This window comes from Photobacterium sp. NCIMB 13483, assembly GCF_003025475.1.
In the GTDB taxonomy this organism is placed as follows: domain Bacteria; phylum Pseudomonadota; class Gammaproteobacteria; order Enterobacterales; family Vibrionaceae; genus Photobacterium; species Photobacterium piscicola.
Genome location: NZ_PYLV01000035.1, coordinates 1 through 24,994, shown reverse-complemented (window position 1 = coordinate 24,994; position 24,994 = coordinate 1). Strand labels below are relative to the sequence as shown.

21 protein-coding genes and 2 tRNA genes are annotated in these 24,994 nt (G+C 40.7%); 6 read left to right on the top strand and 17 right to left on the bottom strand.

Annotation, left to right across the window (positions count from 1 at the left end):
• Positions 1 to 346 precede the first annotated feature (346 nt).
• The 3 genes from clpB to rluD all read right to left on the bottom strand — a co-directional run bounded on the left by clpB (position 347) and on the right by rluD (position 4,785).
• Positions 347 to 2,926 carry an ATP-dependent chaperone ClpB gene (gene clpB, locus C9I86_RS18775; RefSeq protein WP_080158177.1) on the bottom strand — a complete coding sequence of 860 codons (2,580 nt, stop codon included), beginning with the start codon at positions 2,924 to 2,926 and terminating at the stop codon, positions 347 to 349.
• A 156-nt stretch (positions 2,927 to 3,082) separates the two neighbouring features.
• Positions 3,083 to 3,811, bottom strand: coding sequence for a peptidoglycan editing factor PgeF (gene pgeF / locus C9I86_RS18770; RefSeq protein ID WP_080158178.1), 729 nt, complete (start codon positions 3,809 to 3,811; stop codon positions 3,083 to 3,085).
• Entirely contained in the window at positions 3,811 to 4,785 is a 975-nt protein-coding gene (gene rluD, locus C9I86_RS18765) for a 23S rRNA pseudouridine(1911/1915/1917) synthase RluD (protein WP_080158179.1), read from the bottom strand. The genes pgeF and rluD overlap by 1 nt, the downstream gene beginning before the upstream one ends.
• 172 nt (positions 4,786 to 4,957) lie before the next feature.
• Between rluD and bamD the strand changes: the two genes are divergently transcribed.
• The 3 genes from bamD (at position 4,958) to pheA (ending at position 7,782) form a co-directional block, all read left to right on the top strand.
• Complete coding sequence (gene bamD / locus C9I86_RS18760; RefSeq protein WP_080158180.1) at positions 4,958 to 5,686, top strand: outer membrane protein assembly factor BamD; 729 nt, start codon at positions 4,958 to 4,960, stop codon at positions 5,684 to 5,686.
• 390 nt (positions 5,687 to 6,076) lie between these two features.
• Complete coding sequence (hpf, locus tag C9I86_RS18755; RefSeq protein WP_080158181.1) at positions 6,077 to 6,445, top strand: ribosome hibernation-promoting factor, HPF/YfiA family; 369 nt, start codon at positions 6,077 to 6,079, stop codon at positions 6,443 to 6,445.
• Positions 6,446 to 6,603: 158 nt separating this feature from the next.
• Positions 6,604 to 7,782 carry a prephenate dehydratase gene (gene pheA / locus C9I86_RS18750; protein WP_107277167.1) on the top strand — a complete coding sequence of 393 codons (1,179 nt, stop codon included), beginning with the start codon at positions 6,604 to 6,606 and terminating at the stop codon, positions 7,780 to 7,782.
• 94 nt (positions 7,783 to 7,876) lie between these two features.
• Here pheA and tyrA read toward each other — a convergent pair whose 3' ends face one another.
• Positions 7,877 to 9,004 carry a bifunctional chorismate mutase/prephenate dehydrogenase gene (tyrA, locus tag C9I86_RS18745; protein WP_080158386.1) on the bottom strand — a complete coding sequence of 376 codons (1,128 nt, stop codon included), beginning with the start codon at positions 9,002 to 9,004 and terminating at the stop codon, positions 7,877 to 7,879.
• Between the two features lie 47 nt (positions 9,005 to 9,051).
• Positions 9,052 to 10,122, bottom strand: coding sequence for a 3-deoxy-7-phosphoheptulonate synthase (locus tag C9I86_RS18740; protein WP_107277166.1), 1,071 nt, complete (start codon positions 10,120 to 10,122; stop codon positions 9,052 to 9,054).
• A 371-nt stretch (positions 10,123 to 10,493) separates the two neighbouring features.
• Between C9I86_RS18740 and C9I86_RS18735 the strand changes: the two genes are divergently transcribed.
• Positions 10,494 to 11,981 (top strand): carbon starvation protein A, encoded by a 1,488-nt coding sequence (locus tag C9I86_RS18735; protein WP_107277165.1) that lies wholly within the window; start codon positions 10,494 to 10,496, stop codon positions 11,979 to 11,981.
• Positions 11,982 to 12,107: 126 nt separating this feature from the next.
• Here the strand turns inward: C9I86_RS18735 and rplS are convergent, their stop codons facing one another.
• From rplS to ffh, 5 genes are all read right to left on the bottom strand, one after another.
• The gene (rplS, locus tag C9I86_RS18730; protein ID WP_080158185.1) at positions 12,108 to 12,461 is read right to left on the bottom strand and encodes a 50S ribosomal protein L19; all 354 of its coding nucleotides are present in this window, start codon (positions 12,459 to 12,461) and stop codon (positions 12,108 to 12,110) included.
• Between the two features lie 37 nt (positions 12,462 to 12,498).
• Entirely contained in the window at positions 12,499 to 13,245 is a 747-nt protein-coding gene (gene trmD, locus C9I86_RS18725; protein WP_080158186.1) for a tRNA (guanosine(37)-N1)-methyltransferase TrmD, read from the bottom strand.
• 26 nt (positions 13,246 to 13,271) lie between these two features.
• Entirely contained in the window at positions 13,272 to 13,805 is a 534-nt protein-coding gene (gene rimM / locus C9I86_RS18720; protein WP_080158187.1) for a ribosome maturation factor RimM, read from the bottom strand.
• Between the two features lie 27 nt (positions 13,806 to 13,832).
• Complete coding sequence (rpsP, locus tag C9I86_RS18715) at positions 13,833 to 14,084, bottom strand: 30S ribosomal protein S16 (protein ID WP_080158188.1); 252 nt, start codon at positions 14,082 to 14,084, stop codon at positions 13,833 to 13,835.
• 170 nt (positions 14,085 to 14,254) lie between these two features.
• A complete protein-coding gene (gene ffh, locus C9I86_RS18710; protein ID WP_080158189.1) occupies positions 14,255 to 15,622 on the bottom strand; it encodes a signal recognition particle protein in 1,368 nt (455 codons plus the stop codon).
• Between the two features lie 207 nt (positions 15,623 to 15,829).
• Here ffh and C9I86_RS18705 point away from each other — a divergent pair, with 207 nt between their 5' ends.
• Both C9I86_RS18705 and C9I86_RS18700 read left to right on the top strand, forming a co-directional pair.
• On the top strand, positions 15,830 to 16,627 hold the full coding sequence (locus C9I86_RS18705; RefSeq protein ID WP_107277164.1) for an inner membrane protein YpjD: 798 nt from the start codon (positions 15,830 to 15,832) through the stop codon (positions 16,625 to 16,627).
• Positions 16,628 to 16,750: 123 nt separating this feature from the next.
• Complete coding sequence (locus C9I86_RS18700; protein ID WP_080158191.1) at positions 16,751 to 18,061, top strand: HlyC/CorC family transporter; 1,311 nt, start codon at positions 16,751 to 16,753, stop codon at positions 18,059 to 18,061.
• Positions 18,062 to 18,165: 104 nt separating this feature from the next.
• On the opposite strand, the gene luxS is transcribed toward C9I86_RS18700, so the two are convergent.
• The 7 genes from luxS to C9I86_RS18665 form a co-directional block, all read right to left on the bottom strand.
• A complete protein-coding gene (gene luxS / locus C9I86_RS18695; protein WP_080158192.1) occupies positions 18,166 to 18,684 on the bottom strand; it encodes an S-ribosylhomocysteine lyase in 519 nt (172 codons plus the stop codon).
• Between the two features lie 68 nt (positions 18,685 to 18,752).
• Entirely contained in the window at positions 18,753 to 19,358 is a 606-nt protein-coding gene (locus tag C9I86_RS18690; protein WP_107277163.1) for a hypothetical protein, read from the bottom strand.
• 79 nt (positions 19,359 to 19,437) lie between these two features.
• Positions 19,438 to 21,027, bottom strand: a complete 1,590-nt coding sequence (gene gshA, locus C9I86_RS18685) for a glutamate--cysteine ligase (protein ID WP_080158194.1) — start codon at positions 21,025 to 21,027, stop codon at positions 19,438 to 19,440.
• 151 nt (positions 21,028 to 21,178) lie between these two features.
• Positions 21,179 to 24,031 (bottom strand): pitrilysin family protein, encoded by a 2,853-nt coding sequence (locus C9I86_RS18680; RefSeq protein ID WP_107277162.1) that lies wholly within the window; start codon positions 24,029 to 24,031, stop codon positions 21,179 to 21,181.
• Positions 24,032 to 24,044: 13 nt separating this feature from the next.
• On the bottom strand, positions 24,045 to 24,491 hold the full coding sequence (locus tag C9I86_RS18675) for a YqaA family protein (RefSeq protein ID WP_080158196.1): 447 nt from the start codon (positions 24,489 to 24,491) through the stop codon (positions 24,045 to 24,047).
• Positions 24,492 to 24,768: 277 nt separating this feature from the next.
• A tRNA-Arg gene (locus tag C9I86_RS18670) sits at positions 24,769 to 24,845 on the bottom strand.
• Positions 24,846 to 24,894: 49 nt separating this feature from the next.
• Positions 24,895 to 24,971 (bottom strand) — tRNA-Arg (locus C9I86_RS18665).
• Between the last annotated feature and the right edge of the window lie 23 nt (positions 24,972 to 24,994).

Sequence of the window (24,994 nt, the reverse complement as noted above, 5' to 3'; positions counted from 1 at the left end):
CAGTTCATTGATAAATCTTTCGACTTAACTATTCAACGAGTGCCCACACAGATTGCATGGTCAAATTGTTAAAGAACATACTGACTTTCGGTAACCGCTTGCGCCGTTGTCCGTGTCAGTGAGGTCGTATTATAGGGAGATTCTTGTTGCTGACAACCTTATTTTTATCTTTTTCTTTCGTTCGCTCAATCATTAACCCATAACGATAAATTACGACAAATAAAACAGCTTTCATTATAAATAGTGTTTATTTTTGACAAATTCCAATACTAAAAAAACGCCTTAGCACATGCATGCTAAGGCGTTTATTAACAATAATTGATTATTTTAAGCCATCATTTTTTAATTACGCTTGTTTAGCAACAATCTTATCGTCTGCTACTGACAGTACGATTGGTTTACCCGGCATAAATTTACCTGATAACAAATCTTGTGCTAATGGATTTTCAATATATTGCTGTATTGCACGTTTTAATGGACGCGCGCCAAATACAGGATCAAAACCAGCATCAGAAATTAACTCTAACGCACTCTCTTCAACCTCTAACTGGAAATCTTTCTCTGCTAAACGTTTTTCCAAGCGCGCAATTTGAATAGATGCAATATGCTTAATGTTCTCTTTACCCAATGGGTGGAACACAACTGTTTCATCAACTCGGTTAATGAATTCAGGGCGGAAATGTTGACCCACCACTTCCATCACTAATGCTTTGATACCCTCGTAGTCCAAACTACCAAAATGTTCTTGAATACGATCAGAACCCAAGTTAGACGTCATAATGATCACCGTATTGCGGAAATCAACCGTACGACCTTGGCCATCAGTTAAACGTCCATCATCTAATACCTGTAATAGAATATTAAATACATCTGGATGGGCTTTTTCAACTTCATCAAGCAAAATAACGGAATATGGACGACGACGAACCGCTTCAGTTAAATAACCACCTTCTTCATAACCAACATAACCTGGAGGCGCACCAACTAAACGTGCCACTGAGTGTTTTTCCATAAACTCAGACATGTCTATACGCACCATCGCATCTTCACTGTCAAACATAAAGTTAGCTAGTGACTTACACAATTCAGTTTTACCTACACCCGTTGGGCCTAAAAATAAGAATGAACCGATTGGACGTTGAGGATCAGACAAACCTGCACGACTGCGACGAATCGCGTTAGCTACAGCTTCAACGGCTTCTTCTTGGCCAATAACACGATTATGTAACTCATCTTCCATGCGCAATAACTTATCACGCTCACCTTCTAGCATCTTAGCAACCGGAATACCTGTCGCTTTAGAAAGTACATCGGCAATTTCAACATCGGTTACTTTATTTTTAAGTAACGTCATATCTTGCATTTCTGCTTGCGCCGCTAAATCTAGTTGCTTTTCAAGTTCAGGAATACGACCGTACTGTAACTCTGACATACGATTCAAATCACCCGCACGGCGAGCAATTTCAACATCAGTACGGGCTTGTTCAAGCTCAGCTTTTATATGTTGAGTACCAGATAAAGAGGCTTTTTCAGCATTCCACACTTCTTCAAGTTCAGAATATTCACGCTCTTTAATATCCAATTCTTCAAGCAAATCACTTAACCGTTTTTGGCTAGCATCATCACTTTCTTTTTCTAATGCTTGCTGTTCAATCTTTAATTGAATAATACGGCGCTCTAAACGATCCATTGATTCAGGTTTAGAGTCGATTTGCATACGAATACTTGACGCTGCTTCATCGATAAGATCAATCGCCTTATCGGGCAATTGTCGATCTGAAATATAACGGTGAGATAATGTCGCCGCCGCTACAATCGCAGGATCAGTGATTTCTACATGGTGGTGAAGCTCATAACGTTCTTTTAGACCACGTAAAATAGCAATGGTATCTTCAACACTTGGCTCATCCACCAGCACTTTTTGGAAACGACGTTCCAACGCTGCATCTTTTTCTAAATACTGGCGGTATTCATTTAAGGTTGTCGCACCAACGCAGTGAAGCTCACCACGAGCAAGCGCAGGTTTTAGCATATTACCGGCATCCATTGAGCCTTCGCCTTTACCAGCGCCAACCATAGTATGGATTTCATCAATAAACAAAATTACGCGACCGTCTTCTTGAGACAGTTCGTTTAATACTGCTTTTAAACGTTCTTCAAATTCACCACGAAATTTAGCACCTGCAATCAAAGACCCCATATCTAATGATAATACGCGTTTGTCACGTAAGCCTTCTGGCACTTCACCATTAACAATCCGTTGCGCTAAACCTTCAACAATCGCCGTTTTACCCACACCCGGTTCACCAATGATCACGGGGTTATTTTTAGTACGACGTTGCAGAACTTGAATAGTACGACGAATTTCATCATCACGACCAATCACAGGATCTAATCGACCTTGCTCTGCACGTTCTGTTAAATCAATCGTATATTTAGCTAATGCTTGACGGTTTTCTTCTGCGTTTTGATCATCCACTTTTTGTCCACCACGAATTTGATCAATCGCTTTACTTATCTGATCTGCTTTTAAACCAAGTTCACGTAATAAATCCCCTACAGGGCCTTTATCATTATCAACCGCAGCTAAAATAAAGAGTTCTGACGAAATAAATTTATCATTACGTTTTTGTGCAAGCTTGTCACACATGTTTAATAACGTGCCCATGCTATTGGATAGTTGTACTTCACCACCAATACCTGTCACTTTTGGAATACGCTCTAGTATCTCACCCAAACGCGAACGAAGCTGAGTAGAATCTACATTCAAAAGGGTAAGTAAGGGACGTACTGTACTGCCTTCTTGGTTTAATAATGCAACCATAAGATGAGCAGGTTCAATGTACTGATGATCACGCCCTAAAGCTAATGACTGTGCATCAGAAATAGCGGCTTGGAACTTACTGGTAAATCGGTCAAGACGCATAGGTCCCCCAATAATAAATTTAATAACCTGTTACTAGTTATATGGTAGTTCGTAGGGGTTTTTCAAGGCTCTTAAAGCGCAAAATAATGCTGCAAAAAAAGCGGGTATATTGTTAGCCAATATACCCGCTTCTTATTTGTCATTAATACTGAAAAATTAACGCAGCCAAATCAATGAAGCTTGACGTCCAGTGACGGCTTGACGACGATAAGAATAAAACAACTCATCGTTATTAAACGTACAGTATTCACCGCCATAAATAGCGCTAATTCCGTGCTGTTGTAAGCGCTGTCGTGCTAATAAATATAAATTAGCTAGCCACTTATCACCATGAGCAATAAAAGCATCAGCAGCATTAGCGTCAACATCAATAAACTGCTCACGTACTTCACTGCCAACTTCAAACGCTGTCGGGCCGATTGCCGGTCCCATCCAAGCCATAATATCAGCACTAGGACAGGAAAATTTAGCAATGGCATTATCAATCACTCCGGCAGCAAGTCCCCGCCACCCAGCATGAACAGCTGCCACTTCAGTTCCTTGCTTATTACACAATAGAACAGGCAAACAGTCAGCCGTCATGATGGCACAGGCTAAGCCAGGCACACGGGTAAAACTACCATCGGCATCGATAACTTCTGTTAACGGCGTAGTAATATCAATCACAATCGGACTGTGAATTTGATTTAACCATGCTGGCTCTGCCGTTAACCAACAATGCTGTTTCAGTAATTGACGATTTGTTAGTACAGAACTGACATCATCCCCAACATGCAATCCCAAATTGAGTGCATTGTAGGGTGCAGAACTGACACCGCCAAAACGGGTTGTACTTACCGTTAACACATTCTCTGGAGCTGGCCAGTTAGGAATAATGGTTTGCATTAATAAATATCTTCGTTATTTTCAGCGTTGTCTTTACGTAAAATATCAATCATCGCAACCATGTCGTTTGGTAATGGTGCATGCCATTCCATTAACTCACCCGTCATTGGGTGTGATAGACGCAACATACGTGCGTGCAATGCTTGACGATCAAATGAACGTAACGCATGAATAAATTCATCAGATGCATGACGTGGCGGACGAGGACGACCACCGTAGATCACATCACCAATCAGCGGATGACTCATGTATGACATATGCACACGAATTTGGTGAGTACGACCGGTTTCTAGACGTAACACAATACGTGTATGCTCACGGAAACGCTCAGCAACACGGTAATGAGTAATTGCATCTTTACCTAGCTCATGTACTGCCATACAAATACGTTTAGTAGCATGACGCCCAATTGGTTTTTCAATCGTACCGCCGCCCGTCATTTGACCAATAGCAATTGCTTCATATTCACGGGTAATTTTACGTTTTTGTAGTGCGCGCACTAAACGTGTTTGTGCCTGAATAGTTTTAGCTACGACCATTAAGCCAGTCGTGTCTTTATCCAAACGGTGCACAATACCCACACGTGGTACTTCAGCCAATGCTGGGTAATGATATAACAGCGCATTTAGCACTGTGCCATCGGGTGTACCCGCACCTGGGTGAACCACAAAATCACGTGGCTTATTGATCACTAAAATGTCGTCATCTTCATAAACAACATCAAGTGGAAGGTCTTGCGCAATCCAGCGCATTTCATCTTCGATTTCGGCTTGAATAAATAATTCTTCACCACCCATCATTTTTGAACGTGGTTTGTTGTCAATTTTACCGTTTACTGAAACCATGTCCTTTAGAATCCACTCTTTGATACGAGAGCGGGAATAATCGGGATATAATTCAGCAATAACCTGATCAAGGCGCTTGCCTAGTTGGCTTTCGCTAACTGTATTTGTTAATTCTATTTGCTGTGCCATAACGAACTTTTTTAAAAAGCGTGAGACTAATTGCCATACGCTGCGTAAAATGTACCAAGCTTAATAAAACGATGCTTGATGTAAACTAATATAATGTCATTGTATCTGTTAACGGCTCAGTCCGTAATGGATCGAGCAAAATAAAATTTTTATCAAGGAAACTGACGCCGTAATGAAACGCCTGACAATATCAACTTTTCTTGCTGTAGCCTTGCTTTCAGGCTGTTCCAGTACTGAGAAAGTCATTCCTGATGTTCCACCATCAGACTTATATTCTACTGCCCAGCAAGCTTTGCAGAGCGGTAATTGGAATAATGCTATCGAGCGCCTAGAGGCAATGGACTCTCGTTATCCATTTGGTGCTTACTCAGATCAAGTACAATTAGATTTAATCTATGCCTACTACAAAAATGATGATTTGCCATTATCTCAAGCCACAATTGCGCGTTTTTTACGCTTAAATCCAACCCATCCACAAGCGGATTGGGTTTATTATATGCGTGGTCTAACGCACATGGCGCAAGATCGTAGCTTTATGCATGACATGTTCAATATTGATCGTTTTGATCGTGATCCAACCCCTTCACGCCAAGCATTTCGCGATTTTAAATACCTCTTAGAACGCTTCCCTGATAGTCAGTATGACGCAGATGCGAAAGCTCGCATGGTTTTTTTAAAAAACCAACTTGCTGAATATGATCTAGCTGTTGCTGATTTTTATGTGCGCCGTGAAGCATGGATTGCAGCGATCAACCGTTGCCAACAAGTACAACGCTTATACCCAGACACAAGTGCTGCACGTAAGTCACTATTACTTGAAAAAACAGCGTATGAGAAATTAAAACTGGATAAAGAAGTCTCTCGCACAGAAGCGATGATCAAACTTAACCCAGTAAAATAAAGACCATCACAATGCAGCAATAAAAAATGGCAGCTCAATGAGCTGCCATTTTTATGAATATGTTAATAATAAATATTTACTTCATTCAATAACGTTAAAACTCCAACCGTACAACTAGCGCACAAAAAACACTCAATAGATTGAAATAAAACGTATTTACTCCCTAGTTAGCACTAGCCACCAGCAATAAATCTTTCTCCATACTGCCTTAGTTTATCAATAAAGCTCAAGTGTTTTTTAGATACTTTTTTGCAACAAACCTACTTTAGTCACATTTTTTTCGCTAAAAAATCACTAACGACAACAGTGTGATACAGGTCACATTATTAGTTGGTAATTTTAGTAATCTGAAGTTAACCCAACGAAGGGTAGCAAACGAGGAAGATAAATATGACATTAGAAATCACTGGCAAAAACATCGATATCACCCCGGCTATCCGTGAGCGTTTTGAATTTAAATTCGATAAGTTAGAAAAACTTCAAGTACCGCTAATTAAAAAACATATCATGATTAGCAAAGAGCCAAGCAAGCTATTTAAAATTGAGGCCTCTGTTAGCATTGCTGGAGGACAATTAGTCGCTTCTGCAGAGCATGAAGACTTGTTTGGTGCGATTACAGATCTTTACCAAAAACTTGATCGCCAATTGAAGAAACAAGCTCACAAACCAAATGCACGTCGTGCAAGTCATAGCGAAAAACCAGCAGAAGCTGAAGATACAACTGAATATGATGACGAAGTAGAATTTGATGAAGCATAATCGTTAATGATTAAGAGGATTTAAAACAGCCCTGCCAATGCAGGGCTGTTTGCTTTGGGCTTGACAAAAAAAGCCACCCTGCCTAATGTGGATTGCAATGATAAAACGATAATATGCCGCTTTCAGGTTTAAGAAAGCCGATCATAATAGGGATCGCTATGACCGATAACACACGCTCTTCATTGGATGAGATTCGCAATAATGTCACTCGCATCGATAATGCATTATTAGCACTTTTGGCTGAACGACGCACACTAAGTCTTGAAGTCGCTAAAAGTAAAATTGATACCGCTAAACCCGTTCGTGATCAAGCACGTGAGCAAGCATTGCTATTACGCTTAATCGACACGGGAAAAGAACATCAACTTGATCCGCTATACGTTACTCAAATTTTTCACACCATCATTGAAGACTCGGTTCTCTATCAACAAGCTTACTTACAGCGCTTACTTAATCCAGAAAATGCTTCCCCAACAGCACGAGTCTCTTTTTTAGGTGCCAAGGGATCATATTCACACCTTGCAAGCCGCAATTATTTTAGCCGCAAACAAACCCAATTAGTGGAAATTAGCTGTTCATGTTTTCGAGATATCGTCAATGAAGTAGAAACAGGTCATGCCGATTATGGTGTACTACCAATAGAAAACACCAGCTCGGGCTCAATCAATGAAGTGTATGACTTATTACAACACACCAGTTTATCAATCGTCGGGGAAATAACCCAGCCAATAGAACATTGCTTATTGACTGCTGTTAATACACAAATAGAACAAATAGACACCCTATATTCTCATCCTCAACCCCATCAGCAATGCAGCGAATTCCTTCATGGAATGGGAAAAATTAATCAACAATATTGCCCAAGTACTGCCGATGCTATGTTGACGGTTGCTGAGCTAAAACAACCTAATATTGCGGCTATTGGTAATGCGTCTAGTGGTGAAATTTACGGTTTAACCCCAATTAAAACCAACATTGCTAACCAACAAGAAAATTTTACCCGTTTTATTGTTGTTGCCCGTAAGCCCGTTGGCGTCAATTCATTAATTCCAGCTAAAACAACATTGATTATGTCAACCGCACAAGCTGCGGGCTCATTAGTTGAATGTTTAGTGGTGCTTCGTAATGCCAAAATAAATATGACTAAACTGGAATCTCGCCCAGTCATTGGTAATCCATGGGAAGAAATGTTCTATGTTGATGTCGAGATCAATTTAAAAGATCCACTAATGCAACAAGTCTTAGAAGACCTCACCCGCTTAACCCGCTTTATTAAAGTCTTAGGCTGTTATCCGAGTGAAAATGTGACCCCGACTGAAGTTGAATTCAGCGAATAATAATACTGAGGAAAGTGCATATTAGCGTCATTAAAAAAGCCCACCTTCATGATTAAACGTGGGCTTTTTAGTAAGTTCTGAAATTGAACGCTATTTATTTATGTCGAGTTGAATCATTCGCCTGTCTAAGTAGTCCTTGGCTCTCGACTAAAAAATGCTGTGCATAGTCACCAAACCAATGCTCAACCTGTCCAAAAGCTTGTTTAAAGGCCACTTTATCTTGGCGTTCTAACATATCAATTGCTTCACCAAAACGCTGATGGAAACGTTTGATCATCGCTAAGTTCTGAGGTGCTGACATAATAATATCAGCATATAACTGCGCATCTTGAGCAAATAACCGTCCAACCATAGCAAGTTCTAAGCGGTAAATCGGCGAGCTTAGTGACATCAATTGTTCTATTTTTGGGTCTTCTTCGGCTAAATGAACCCCATAAACGAACGAGGTAAAGTGACGTAAAGCTTGAATCAACGTCATCCCCTGATCATGTTCAATCGCACTAATACGGTTTAATGATGCTCCCCAAATCTGAATCTGCTCCAACAACCATTGGTAACTTTCAGGGTTACGGCCATCACAGTAAACAACCACTTGCTTGGCTAAACTTGGAATATCAGGGCCAAACATTGGATGTAAACCAACCACAGGCCCTGAGTGCACCTCTAACATCGCTTGCAGTGGGCCACTTTTAACCGACGTAAGATCAGTGAGAATACAATCATCAGGCAAATTACCTAATTTGGTAATGATTGCTTCTGTCATATGAATTGGGACAGAAACAACCACCATTCCCGCATCATGCAATATCTCATCTGCTCGATCCCAGTCTTGGCTACCGAGTAAACGTACTTGGTAACCAGACAAGGTAAATAGACGTTGGAACAATTGCCCAAGTTGACCATAACCACCAATAATCACAATTGGACGTAATTGCGGATTTAAACATTTAAACCCAGAGTCATTTTCACTGGAATATGATTCCCGCATCGTGCGCCGTAACACATCTTCAATCAGATCAGCAGGTACACCTTTTGACTCTGCTTCTTGACGGCGAGATGCCAACATTGCCGCTTCACGATCAGGGGCATAAATAGGCAATCCATGTTGGCTCTTAACAACACCAACTTGTTCGACTAACGCTAAACGGCGCGCTAATAGCTCCACCATTTGACGATCAACATCGTCTATTTGATCTCTTAATATGCTTAACTCAGCAACCATGACTTTTGACATCCGTATTTATCCAACTGCAACTATAATGCAAAGGGTTATTTAATTCTATTTTGTAGAAACGGCACTAACTCTTGATGGGCTTTTCGTAATACTTGTTCTGTTGTTTCCCAACTAATACACGCATCGGTAATTGAGACCCCGTAAGCCATATCTTGTAATGGTAAATCTGCGCTTTGACTCCCTTCATTAAGGTGACTTTCAATCATTAAACCAATAATTGAACGATTGCCTTCTCGAATTTGATGAATCACATCTGTCGCGACTAAAGGCTGACGCTGATAATCTTTAAGAGAGTTTGCGTGGCTACAGTCTATCATCAGCGATGGCGTCAGACCTGAGGCTGTCATTTCTGTTTCGCACTCAGCCACTGATACAGAATCATAATTGGTTTGTTTACCACCACGTAAAATAACATGACCATCAGGATTACCTTGCGTTGCAAGTAGAGCAACTTGTCCATTAGGATTAATCCCCATGAACTTATGTCCAGATGCTGCCGCTTGCATTGCATTAATAGCCGTCGCTAAGCTGCCATCAGTGCCATTTTTGAATCCGACTGGCATCGATAATCCGCTCGCCATCTCACGGTGTGTTTGTGACTCAGTAGTGCGAGCACCAATAGCAGACCAGCTAAACAAGTCACCTAAATATTGGGGGCTGATCGGATCAAGAGCTTCAGTCGCAACAGGTATTCCCTCTTCAACTAAATCAATCAGTAATTGACGCCCAATATGTAGCCCTTCTTCAATTTCAAACGAACCGTCAAGATAAGGATCGTTAATTAATCCTTTCCAACCCACTGTTGTACGCGGTTTTTCAAAGTACACCCGCATCACAATATAAAGCTGGTCATCTAATTCAGCCGCCAAGCGTTTTAACTTTTGAGCATATGCTTTCGCTTGTTCAATATCATGAATCGAGCACGGCCCACATACCACCAATAAGCGATGATCGCGATGATGAATAATATCGGCAATCGTTTGACGTGACTGCTCAATAAATGCCAACGCCGTACTAGATACTGCCATCTTACGTTTCAATTGTGCAGGCGTAATTAATACGGATTCTTCTGCAATATGAATGTTGTTTAAGCCATCTTTTTCCATCAGTGATCTCTGCCAGTTATAAATATTCTATCACCAACATAACAACTGCATCATCACCTTTGCAACAACTTGTAAACATAAAATGCCATTTGTAAACTTTTATTTACAAATGGCATTCTAATTGGTTTCACAACTTTTTATTATGACAGCTATCTCAAACGCTATTGAATTAAAAACACATCAACAGCTATACCACATTAAAAACGTGCTTATATTAGCAAATATCGAGAGAAGTTATTATTGAACACTAATGCATATCACATTCATAACATTATCTTAAGAAGCTAAAAATTGAAACCATTACACTGGTTGGCAGCAGAAATAATGCAATCCCTTTTAGTTGAGTCACACATTAGATAACGAGGATATATATGGCGTGGTTTTTACTCTGTGTTGCTGCCCTAATTGGCGGCTATTTTATTTATGGTAGCTTTATTGAAAAAGTCTTTGGTGTAAATGTTAACCGCCAAACTCCCGCTTATACCAAGCAAGATGGAGTCGATTATGTCCCGATGTCTAATAATAAAGTCTACTTGGTGCAGCTATTAAACATTGCGGGGGTCGGTCCTATATTTGGTCCGATTATGGGCGCACTTTACGGCCCGGCGGCAATGTTATGGATTGTTCTAGGCTGTATTTTTGCGGGCGCCGTCCACGATTATTTCTCAGGCATGCTTTCAGTTCGTAACGGTGGCGCATCAGTCCCCACATTAACAGGACGCTACTTGGGTAACGGTGCAAAACATTTTATGAATATCTTTGCTATCGTACTGTTACTGCTTGTGGGGGTTGTATTTGTTTCAGCGCCAGCAGGAATGATCACTAATTTAATTAACGATCAAACTAACTTAAATGTCTCGATGACCACCATGGTCGTGATTATTTTTGGTTACTATATTTTGGCTACAATTGTACCGGTAGATAAAATCATTGGTCGTTTTTATCCCTTCTTTGGTGCGTTACTCATTTTCATGTCTGTTGGATTAATTACTGCAATCGGCATTTCAGATGAACATCAATTATTAGGTGGCTTTGAAATCAATCACATGTTCACTAACATGAACCCTAATGACTTACCATTATGGCCAGCACTGTTTATTACCATTGCATGTGGTGCTATTTCAGGCTTCCATGCCACTCAATCTCCACTAATGGCACGCTGCATTGAAAACGAACAAAATGGTCGATTTATTTTTTATGGTGCCATGATTGGGGAAGGTATTATTGCGCTAATTTGGTGTGCACTAGCGCTATCATTCTTTGGTTCAATTGAAGCACTCTCTGACGCCGTCGCTAACGGTGGTCCCGGTAATGTAGTTTATAGCTCATCGTTTGGCTTGTTAGGCGTTTTTGGTGGCATCATTGCCTTTCTTGGAGTGGTAATTTTGCCGATCACTTCGGGTGATACTGCATTCCGTTCTAGCCGTTTAATTTTGGCTGAATATTTCAATATGGATCAAAAGCCATTACGTAATCGTTTATTAATGGCCATGCCACTGTTTGTATTAGGCGCCATTTTAACCCAAGTCGATTTTGCGATTATTTGGCGTTACTTTGGCTTTGCAAACCAAACCACAGCTGTAATGATGTTATGGACAGCATCGGCTTATCTATTACGACTTGATAAATTACATTGGGTAGCAACCATTCCTGCAATGTTCATGACCACGGTATGTATCTGTTTTATTCTCAATAACGATCAACTGGGCTTTGGCTTGCCAATGGTGGTATCTACCATTATCGCCATGATAGCGACAATCGGTATTACATTGATGATTATTAAAAAATCACAAGGTAAAGGCGTGATTGATTGTGATGAAGAGCAGCCAACAACGTCTCCTTTATCGTCAAAAAGCTAACCTCTGGTAACTAACAGATAGCAATACAAATAAACCAGTGCTTAGCGCTGGTTTTTCTTTACTCAAATTTAAAGTAAAAAAAAGCCCACCATATAGGTGGGCTTTTCGATAAACGTCAGACGCTTATTATTTCTTAGTAAGCTTCTCGCGGATACGTGCTGATTTACCAGAACGCTCACGTAGGTAGTACAACTTGGCACGACGTACTGCACCACGACGTTTAACAGTAATGCTGTCAACTACTGGAGAGTGAGTTTGGAACGCACGCTCAACGCCTTCACCGTTCGACATTTTACGAACAGTAAATGCTGAATGTAGACCACGGTTACGGATTGCGATTACAACGCCTTCAAAAGCCTGTAGACGCTCACGGTCACCTTCTTTTACCTTAACTTGTACAACAACAGTGTCACCTGGTGCGAAAGTCGGTAGGTCTGTTTTTAGTTGCTCTTGCTCAAGAGCTTTAATGATGTTACTCATTTGGTATATACCCTAGAATAAACTGATACTAAATTAATTAAATGCTTGCTTTATATTCGCGGATAAATTCCGCGAGCAAGAATTCCTGATCGTCAGTCAGAGCTAGGTTTTCCAGGAGCTCTGGTCTTCTCAGCCATGTACGGCCTAACGATTGCTTTAATCGCCAGCGACTAATTTCTTTATGATTGCCAGACATTAATACCGCAGGTACTTCATGCCCGTCCAACAATTCAGGTCTTGTATAATGAGGACAATCTAACCAACCATTTGCAAAAGAATCTTCTTCTGCTGACGCAAAATCACCCAGTACACCCGGAACAAACCGAACCACTGCATCAATCAACGTCATGGCAGGTAATTCGCCACCCGTTAACACAAAATCACCGATAGACCATTCTTCGTCTACCTCTTGCTGGATAATGCGCTCATCAACCCCTTCATAGCGACCACAGATAAGAATTAAATTCTCTGTCTGCGCTAACTCCTCAACACCAGCTTGATCCAGCTTACGGCCTTGAGGGGAAAGGTAGATTACTTTAGCCTGACCTTTTGCAGACTTTTTGGCAGTGTGAATGGCATCGCGCAAAGGCTGTACCATCATTAACATACCTGGTCCACCACCATACGGTCGATCATCCACCGTACGATGTTTGTCGTGCGTAAAATCACGAGGATTCCACGTATCAACACTCAAAAGGCCTTTTTTTACCGCCTGGCCTGTTACCCCATAATTGGTAATGGTAGAGAACATTTCAGGAAAAAGACTGATTACTCCAACCCACATATGCTCACTCGCTTAATTACCGGAGGTTAAAACTCAGGATCCCAGTCAACTTCGATCCGCTGAGCAGTGCGATCAATCAACTTGATGACCTGCTCATCGAGGAACGGGATTAAACGTTCCTTCTGTCCGAAAGCATCCTTAAGATTTGCCTTAACAACTAACACATCGTTTGAACCTGTTTCCAGGATATCAGTGACTTTACCTAGGTCGTAACCTTCAGTAGTGACAACTGACATACCAAACAACTCACGCCAGTAGAATTCTTCATCTGACAATGCGGGTAGTTGATCAGCCAAAACTGCTACTTCAACATTAGTGAAAACTTGTGCATCCTCGCGGATATCCATGCCTTCTAGTTTAGCAACAAGACCTTGACCGTGGCGTTTCCATGATTCAACATGGATTTCCGTCCACTCGCCTTTGATTTTAATCATCCAAGGGGTGTAGGAAAAAATACTTTCAGATTGTTCGGTGTAGGAAAAAACTTTGAGCCAACCCTTGATACCGTAGGTGGCACCCAGTTTACCGACAATAATGTGGTCTTGGTTTTTAATACTCATCGTTTTTCTCTTGTACCTAAGTACTAATTAAGCTACAGCTTTAGCTGCATCTTTGATTAGTTTAGCTACACGATCAGTCGCAGATGCGCCTTGACCTAACCAGTGGTTTACGCGATCTAGATCTAAACGTAAACGCTCTTCTTGACCCTTAGCTAGTGGGTTGAAGAAACCGATTTGCTCGATGTTTGCGCCGTCACGTGGAGCACGTGCGTCAGCAACAACGATTTGATAGAATGGACGCTTCTTAGCGCCGTGACGTGCCAAACGAATGGTTACCATATCGTCCTCTTTGCATTACTGTAAATTAAATGACCCCGCTATAATAACGAGGTCCGTGCCAAAATAAAGCCTCGGAATTTTACCCTTTGGGGCGACGAATGCAACTGCTTTAGTTACTTTTTCACCGTTTAAGTAGAATAAAAGCTTTAAAACCATTAAAAATCAGACTATTAACGGCCTGGGAACATACCGCCACCAGGCATCATGCCTTTCATTTGACGCATCATATTCTTCATTCCACCCTTTTGCATCTTTTTCATCATCTTTTGCATCTGGGTAAATTGCTTCAATAAACGGTTCACATCTTGTACTTGAGTACCAGAACCAGCAGCAATACGCTTCTTACGTGAGCCTTTAATTAACTCAGGTCGAGCACGTTCGCCTTTCGTCATTGAATTGATGATAGCTTCCATTTGCATGAAGATTTTATCGTCAACTTTATCTTTCATATCACCGGGTAATTGCGACATACCAGGAAGTTTGTCGAGCATGCCCATCATGCCGCCCATGTTTTTCATTTGCTGAAGCTGGCTACGGAAATCTTCAAGATCAAACCCTTTTTTATCTTTAAATTTCTTAGCTAATTTTTCTGCTTCTTTTTTATCAACGTTACGTTCTAGATCTTCGATCAACGATAAAACGTCACCCATACCTAAAATACGGGAAGCAACACGGTCAGGATGGAACGGTTCTAAAGCATCTGTTTTTTCACCGACACCTAAAAACTTAATTGGTTTACCTGTAATATGACGTACAGATAATGCCGCACCACCACGTGCATCACCATCAACCTTGGTTAAAATAACACCAGTTAGTGGCAATGCATCATTAAATGCTTTCGCTGTATTGGCCGCATCTTGACCCGTCATGGCATCAACCACGAACAGGGTTTCAACTGGATTTAGCGCTTGATGGATGTCTTTGATCTCACCCATCATTTCTTCATCAACGTGCAAACGGCCTGCGGTATCGACAATCACCACATCATAGAACTTGGTTTTTCCGTGTTCTAGCGCTGCTTTTACAATCGTTAATGGTTTTTGCTCAACGCTTGATGGGAAGAAATCCACACCAACATCGGTTGCCAATGTTTCAAGCTGTTTGATTGCCGCTGGGCGGTAAACATCGGCAGAAACAACCAAAACTTTCTTTTTGTCACGCTCTTTTAAAAGCTTACCTAATTTACCTACACTGGTGGTTTTACCCGCACCTTGTAAACCAGCCATTAAGATAACAGCAGGCGGTTGGCAGCTTAAATCAAGTGCTTCATTGCCTTCGCCCATTACAGATTCTAGTTCAGATTGAACAATCTTAATGAATTCTTGGCCAGGCGTGAGGCTTTTTGATACTTCAGTACCTACTGCACGCTCTTTTACACGCTTAACGAATTCGCGAACAACAGGTAGCGCAACGTCGGCTTCGAGTAATGCCATCCGCACTTCACGCAAGGTATCCTTTATATTGTCATCCGTAAGACGACCACGGCCGCTGACATTTTTAAGCGTTCGCGATAAACGCTCGGTTAAATTTTCGAACATGTGGTGCTACTCGCTCGTTACGCAACTCAATCAAAATTGCAAAATTATCAAAATTACTGCAAGTATACCGCAAAAAAGCTCGGTCTTTCATGTAAACCCACAGCTCTTTTTGGGATTACATTGGCGACGAAGGTTTGAGCAGGGTATAATTGCTGCCTCTAAATATTAAAAATAGCTATTCGTTACTAAGGAGCTCTCTGGTTGACTATGGACATGCTAATTGCCATCCCTGCAGTATGCTTTTATATCATTGCACTGCTGCTTGTTGTCCCAGGACTTGCTAACAATAATGGTATTAAAACTCAACCGGTTTTTATTACCGCCATTATTGCTATTGCCTTACATTTGCTATTACTTAAAGATCTTATTTTTGCCACAACGGGTCAAAACCTCAGTATCCTTAACGTTGCATCACTGATTAGCGTTATTGTTGCCAGTTTAACCACGCTTGCAATGTTAAAAATGCGGATTTGGTTCCTATTACCTGTTGTATACAGCTTTGCTGCGATTAACTTGTTTGCCGCCACTATGTTACCTGGTGCCTTTATTACCCATTTAGAAGCCCAACCGCAAGCTTTAGTGCATATTTCTATCGCATTGTTCTCATATTCAACGCTAATGATCGCAACTTTATATGCGTTACAACTGGCTTGGCTTGATCATAAATTAAAGCATAAAAAAAGCTTACAGATTAATCCTAACATTCCACCATTAATGATGGTAGAGCGCCAACTTTTCAAGATCATTATCGTCGGTTATAGTTTATTAACCGTCACACTGATCAGCGGCTACTTCTTTATTGGCGACATTATTGCCCAAGGTAAAACCCATAAAGCCATTCTATCTTTACTGGCTTGGATAATTTACAGCATACTGTTATGGGGACATTACCGCCAAGGCTGGCGCGGGCGTAAAGTCGTTTGGTTTAGCCTCGCCGGTGCTTTTTTACTGACATTAGCCTATTTCGGAAGCCGTTTTGTCAAAGAAATTATCATTGGTAGCTAGTTACGCTACAGACACCTAAATTATTGCTACACTTATTTTTATAATAGCTGCTGCTTTATCTATATATTGTTCAGTTATTCAATGACTAACAATATTTGCTTAATCTGTTAAGGACTGCCCCTTTTGGACCAAATTTCCACAGGCTTATTATTTGCTTTACTTGCTCTTATGATCATCATTTCAGCTTACTTTTCAAGTTCTGAAACGGGAATGATGACCCTCAACCGTTATAAGTTACGCCACCTTGCCAGTCAAGGACATAAAGGGGCTCAGCGAGTAGAGAAACTCCTTTCACGTACCGACCGTTTATTAGGCTTAATTCTGATCGGTAATAACCTGGTTAATATTATTGCATCAGCCATTGCGACCATTATTGGCATGCGCCTTTACGGTGATGCTGGCGTCGCTATTGCAACGGCAGTATTGACTATTGTGATCCTTGTTTTTGCTGAAGTAACACCAAAAACAGTAGCAGCACTGTATCCAGAAAAAGTCTCTTATACTAGCAGCATCTTACTTAACATATTAATGAAATTACTCTACCCATTAGTATGGTTTGTTAATGGCATTACGAATGGCTTCTTGTTTATTCTAGGTGTCAAAAAAGATAACGATACCGCATCAAATATTAACTCTGAAGAGCTGCGTACTATTGTTAATGAAGCGGGTTCACTGATCCCTCGTCGTCACCAAGATATGTTGATTTCTATTCTTGATTTAGAAAATGTCACCGTAGAAGAGTTAATGATTCCCCGCAATGAAATCGCGGCGATCAATGTCAATGATGATTGGAAATCCATTGTGCGCCAGTTAAGCCATTCGGCACATGGCCGTATTGTCTTATATCGCGACAGTATTGATGAGGTGGTTGGTATGTTACGTGTCCGTGAAGCCTACCGCTTAATGATGGATAAGAATGATTTCAGCAAAGAAAACCTACTGCGTGCCGCTGATGAAGTGTATTTCATTCCAGAAGGTACACCGCTCAATATTCAGCTATTAAAGTTTCAACGCAATAAAGAGCGTATCGGTTTAATTGTTGATGAATACGGTGATATTCAAGGTTTAATCACTGTTGAAGATATTCTAGAAGAGATCGTCGGCGAGTTTACCACCTCAATTGCACCTACGCTGGCCGAAGAGATTACCTTACAAAAAGATGGTAGCTTATTAATTGAAGGCAGTGCCAATATTCGCGACCTTAATAAGAGCTTAAACTGGCAATTACCAACAGATGGGCCTCGTACATTAAATGGCTTTATTCTTGAACATTTAGAATATATTCCAGATGAAAAGATCAAAGTTGATATTAACGGTCATAAAATGGAAATCATTGAGGTTGCTGGTAATATGATTAAATTAGTTAAAGTATTGCCGACAAACAATAATCCAGAGAAGCAATCTAAAACAGAACAAAAGCTTAACAACCACTGATCGCACTAGTTTTAATTAATAATCAAAGAAATAGTACTTAAAGAAGAAAGCCGCATTATGATTTTATACACAATGCGGCTTTTTTTAGTATTCAATATTTGTGATTATTTTACGTGTAACTGCTGCAACATTGCTTCAGGTAAAGCAAGAGCATCATTTTTATTGACCTCAATACCCGCATTGATAATCGCAGTTGCAATCGCTTTTGCTTCTGTTAACGAATGCATACTATAAGTACCGCATTGGTATTCATTGAGCTCAGGTATCTGCTCTTGAGTCGCGACGGCTAGCACATCGTTCATTGCCGCCAACCAAGCTTGAGCAACAGTTTGTTCGGTTGGTGTGCCAATCAAGCTCATGTAAAAACCGGTACGACATCCCATCGGTGAAATATCAATAATTTCCACGGTGGCTGAATTTAGGTGTTGACGCATAAAGCCTGCATACAAATGCTCTAACGTGTGAATACCACGCTCACTGAGAATATCGGCATTAGGACGACAAAAACGCAAATCAAACACGGTAATCGTATCGCCTTTAGGGGTTTGCATGGTCTTGGCGATCCGAACTGCTGGCGCATGCATTTTAGTGTGATCGACAGTAAAGCTATCAAGTAACGGCATTGCTTACTTCTCCTTGTCTTAAAAATAAATCCTAGCACCTAATTACTGCAGTGCATATTCCAATTAACCTACCACCAACTTTTATTGTTATCGAGCTCTTTGCGGCATTGTTTTAGTTGCCAGCCGTAGTTTTTTGATTGCTGTTCAACCTTACGAGCGACTTTCATTAACCACGGTTTACTTCGATAAGTACCGCGTTTATAACCACCACGGCCATCGTGATAAGCTAAATATTGTCCATACGCATCCCATTTAGAAATACCTAATTGACGTTGTGTTTCATAGGTATACCAGCCAATAAATTGTAATGCATCATCAAAACTACTGCGAGAACCACCATGACCGGTATATTTTTGGAAATCAGCCCATGCAGGATCTTGCGCTTGCGCATACCCATACGCACTACTCACTCGTCCCCATGGAATAAATCCAAGCACATAGTCTTTAGGCGGTAATGCATCATGACGGTAACTACTTTCTTGCTTCATGATTGCCATCGCAACATTAATCGGCGTGCCCCATTTTTGCTGCATATCGACAGCATCTTCATACCAATCAGGGTATTGACGAAAGATGCTGCATAAATTTGATTGGTTACTTGGCGGTGGTGTCGCACAACCACTCACAATCAAAGCCACCACTGTCAGTAATAATAATCGTACACGTAAGCGCATTTTTTACCTTATATTATTAATCACGAATTTTGATCAAAAAAAAGCTGACACTTAGAGAATGTCAGCTTAATATGATGTCTTATTTGGTTAACATCGGTATTTCTACATCAACATCCGCAAAATAATCGGCTAAGAACTCATCAAATGAAAGTGTGTCACTTTGTTCAATCTGATGTTGTTTAATCACCGATGCCGCCACCTCTTGCTCAAACGTCGCTTGATCATAAAAACGGAATGCTTGTTGTGCTAATTGCTTCGCATGCGCCGTTGCATAATAATCACCAAGAGGACCAATACCTTGATAAGTTTTGATCTGATCAAGTAGCTTAGCTGAAAACGTTAACTGTGGATCTTCGATCCAAGTTAATAAGCGTTGGTGAGTTTGCTGGTATTTATCGTTACCGTATAAACCATCGAGTGTAATCGCAACTTGCTCTAATTCAGCAAAAACACGACGTCCCCATGCTTTAAGCAATAGCTCTTCACCATGACAACCAATTTTAAGTAATAATTCTGGATTACGGCCATCAACAACCACTTTATTCCAATTCTCACGCCAACATGCTAATTCACAATCAGTCATATCAGGCGAGGGTGTTAGTGTTGCCCAGATTAAAAATAAATCAAGAAAACGCACCTGATCTTCATCAATACCAATTGGGCTAAATGGGTTCACATCAAGTGAACGCACTTCAATATACTCTACACCGGCACGCTTTAATGCTTCTGATGGTTTTTCACCACTTTTAGCTACACGCTTAGGACGAATAGGGGCATACAACTCATTTTCTATTTGTAATACATTACTGTTGAGTTGCTGACGTTTACCATCAACCATCACTCCTAACTCAGAAAATTCTTCCGATGGGGTGTGAATAGCACTGTTAAGTCCGGTTAAATATTGGTCAATACTATTGAATCCAATTTTCAACGAGCTTTGGGCGTGGTTGGTATAGCCTAAATCACTTAACCGTAATGCAGTTGCATTCTCTAAAAAGTAAGTACCTTTACCTACTTTTTCAAATGATGCTTTTAATGCTTCATTTTGAATAAATGAACCACATAGCGCAGGTGATGAACCAAATAAATACGGGATTAACCATCCAAAACGATAGTAGTTACGAATCAAACCAAAGTACGCATCAGAAACTGAGTCTTGGCGTTGCTGCTCTGTTTGATCGCCAAATAGACTATCCCAAAAAGTATCAGGGAAAGAAAAATTAAAATGCACCCCAGAGATAATTTGCATCACACTACCGTAACGGCGTTTTAAACCTTCACGGTAAAGCGTTTTCATTTGACCAGTATTTGAACTGCCGTACTGTGCTAATTCAATCTCATCCTGGTCACCAACAAAACATGGCATAGACATCGGCCATAAGCGCTCGCCAGCCATATGGCTTAATGAAAACTTATGAATATCGTCTAATTGTGCAAGTAGATCGTCAACATCACGAGAAACTGGCGTAATGAATTCTAATAAGGATTCAGCAAAATCAGTGGTGATCCACTTATTCGTTAATGCCGAACCTAAAGCTGTAGGATGTGGCAATGAAGAGACTTGTAGATCTTCTGTGATACGCAAAGACTCACGCTCAAGACCACGCCCTAACTGTGTTAATGCTTCAGGATTTTTGGCAACCTGTTGCAACCTTTCGGAAAAAGTCATGAAGGCTATTCTCGTTGTTATCTAATTGAAGAAAACAGGGTAATCATTATTTAACAGGATTACCATGCTTTATAGTATTAATCATTGTGAAACATATGCACTACACAGTAACAGTCTTTAACTTAATAAAGACTGATACTGTGAGTCTATATTACTGATTAAGTGCTAATTGATGAATAGGTAAATCTAAGGTCTTTAATTGTGGTAATAATGCTTTTGCATCCCCAACAATAACTATTTGATAATCTTTAGGGTTAAACCACTTTTTCGCTAATTTATCCATTTCAGATTTCGTAATTGTCGCCACAATCTGGTTTCGTTGAGCCACAAAATCTTTGGGTAGATCATAATTAAGTATGGTACCTAATAACGCCGCTTTTTTAGCTGGCGTTTCATAGCTTAATGCATCTTGTTGACCAACAGCTAACCGCATAAATTTCACTTCTTTATCCGTTAAACCCGTCATGCTCATGCGTTTTAATTCCGCCATAAACTCTTTGATCGCGGGCAAGGTTGCATTCGCACGTACTTGCGCATAAAAACTTGCCATACCAATTTCACGTCCACCGGTTAAATACCCGCCAGCACCATAGGTATAGCCTTTATCTTCACGCAAGTTCATATTTAAACGGCTATTAAAATTACCCGCTAAATTGAAATTAGCCAACTGGGTCTTAAATAACTCACCCGTAGCATCATAAGCTAAGCCTTGACGCACAAATCGAATCACCGTTTGTGGCGCATGGGGTTTATTCACTAACCATACAGCTTGTTGTGATAGCTGAGGCAATATTGGCGTCGAGAATACAGGTTTAGGTTGTCCTTTCCATGCAGCTAAAGGTGCTAAATCGGTATTTAACGTTGTTGAGCTAATATCACCAACAACAACAACATCAGCACCATTAGGAGTGTAATAACGCTGATAGAAGTCCTTAACATCTTGTAATGTAATATTATTAATCGATGCTTGAGTCCCTTCTGTCGAACGGCTAAATACCGTGCCTTTAAACAACACATCACGCGTAGCTTGGCTTGCTAACCAGTCAGCACTTTGATGTTCATAAACAATGCTTTCAAGCATCTGTTTCTTTAAGCGTTTAAAATCAGACGCTGTAAAATTAGGCATCAATAGTCGTTGTTCAAACAAAGCCAGTGTTTGAGGTAGATTCTTCGTCAGCGTAGTTAATGAAATTGTAGAGCCATAAAGTCCAGCATTAACAGTAATACTACTGCCTAAGGTATCCAGTTGTGATGCCATCGCTTCCGCAGTTAACTTCTCGGTGCCTTCATTCATCATCGCGGCGGTCAATTGTGCTAATCCCGCTTTACCTTCAGGCTCAACTCGGCGTCCTGCTGGCACCTCTAACTGTAAAGTAATAGTTGGGGTTTCTTTATATTCTGTCCCAATAACATTAATGCCATTGGCTAATTTAAATTCATATAAACTTGGCATCACTGCCTTAACTGGGGTCGATGCTTGTGGCATCACACTACGATCAAAGTTATCTGTTACCGTTCGATAAGCCAGATCTTGTTCTTTAATCTTATGGTGTTGAGATAAATGGCGAGGAGCAGGCGTAAAGTTAGGCTGCGCAGCCTGTAGTTGTAATTGCCCCTTAGGTACCACGCTTAAACTCACGCTTGGCTGCTGGTATAGGTATTTATTGTAAGCAGCCATCACACTATCAGTCGTGACTCGATTAACATTTGCGAGCTCTGTCGGTAAATAGTTAGGGTTACCAAAAAAGGTTTGATAAGCCGCTAATTGTGATACTTTTCCTGCCACACTTTGCAAACCATAAATGGCACTTGCAGCAACGGAACCTTTAATTTCATTCAGTTGTTGAGAGTTAATACCTTGAGTTTCAATACTATTAACAACAGCCATCACCTTAGTACGCAGTTGCTTTAAATTACCCTGATTACCACTTGGAGCCATAGCATAAACATACATAGTACATGCTAGCTCAGCACAATCTTGAAAAGCGCCGGCATCAACAGCATAACCAGTCTTAACTAATTTTTGATACAGTAAGCTATTAGTACCACTACCAATAATTTGTCCAAGCATATCCAATGACGACTGATCTTTAGCCCCTAGATAGGCGGTCGGCCAACCCATCATTAGCATCGGCTGCTGAATATTATCTTCAAGGGTAATAAAACGATTATGCGCTAATTTTGCGGGTTTTTTCGGTGCATCTTCAACTTCAGGACCACGTGGAATCGAGCCAAAATATTGATTAACCCATGCTAATGTTTGGGCTTTATTAATATCACCACCAATGGTGAGCGTTGCATTATTAGGCCCATACCAACGCAAGAAAAAGGCTTTAAGATCATTAACATCAACCCGATCAAGATCTTCTACATAACCAATGGTTTGCCATGAATATGGATGACTACGTGGATATAGTGCCTCGCCCATTTTCTCATAAATCAACCCATAAGGACGATTTTCAAAGTTCTGAGCACGCTCATTTTTAACCGTTGAGCGTTGAATTTCAAATTTACGCTGCGACACCGCATCTAATAAAAAGCCCATACGATCAGACTCTAACCACAGCATTTTTTGGAGTTGATTGGCGGGTACCGTTTCGTAATAATTAGTACGATCACGGTTAGTGCTACCATTAAGGGTACCACCGGCTTCAGTTATTAAACGAAAATGCTGTTGATCGCCAACATGTTTTGAGCCTTGGAACATCATATGTTCAAAGAAATGGGCAAAACCTGACTTTCCTTGCTGTTCACGTGCAGAGCCGACATGATAAGTAACATCGACATTCACCAGTGGATCTGAATCATCAGGCGACAAAATAACGATAAGTCCATTTGCCAATTGATATTTACTGTAAGGAATGACAGCTTTACCTGATACCACCTTCACTTGCTCAATAAATTTAACGCCTTGCGGTAAATTATTATTTAATGAAGTCTCTTCGCTCCATTGACTACAGCCAGCTAATGACAGTAATGCTGCACTTAAAACCCACTTTTGCACGTTAATATCTTCCTTACACAGATAATCCGGGAAATAACCCTAGCACAATCACGGCCAAGGCAACATAGCGGATCATTTTCCCAATAAAAATAGCGACAGCACACCACCAAAAACGCATTCGCAACCATCCGGCGGCTAAACATAATGGATCACCAATCAATGGCATCCAGCTTAACAGTAAGCTCCAATAACCGTATTTCTTTAACCATAATAATGCATTATTGCTGTGTTTATTGTCTGCTGTCTTATCTGGCAGTAATAAACCTAACCAATAATTAGTTAAACCACCAAGGGTATTACCAATGGTCACCACGGCCACAATTTGCCAAACAGGATTATCTCCTACCTTTAACGCCGCAATAAGATTAGCCTCAGAGCCGCCAGGTAGTAACGTCGCACTTAAAAACCCCGTCGCAAACAGTACCCATAATCCAAGATCACCGTTCATTAATTCTGTCATTAAGTTGTTATCTCATTAATTAACAATACACATTCCACCATCACTTAATCTATTACGTTTCAATCATACAAACTATTTAACGTTGATAATACCAAGTCGATTAATCGGTTGTTATTTAGTCTTTTATTTCATAGTGCAATAACGATGGCGATGAAAAATGGATTTTAGCCATAAGCCAGCCAGTCACTCAGAAGGGTATTTTTTTAAAAGAAAAGGTAATAAAACGATCAAAATGGAGGCATAAAAAAAGCCCAGCCTAAGCTGAGCTTTTAAATGATGGTGCGCGCGGGAGGATTCGAACCTCCGACCGCCTGGTTCGTAGCCAAGTACTCTATCCAGCTGAGCTACGCGCGCACTAATTCTGTTACAACAACAGACATTGAGGTCTATTGCTTTTAAATGATGGTGCGCGCGGGAGGATTCGAACCTCCGACCGCCTGGTTCGTAGCCAAGTACTCTATCCAGCTGAGCTACGCGCGCACTAATTCTGTTACAACAACAAA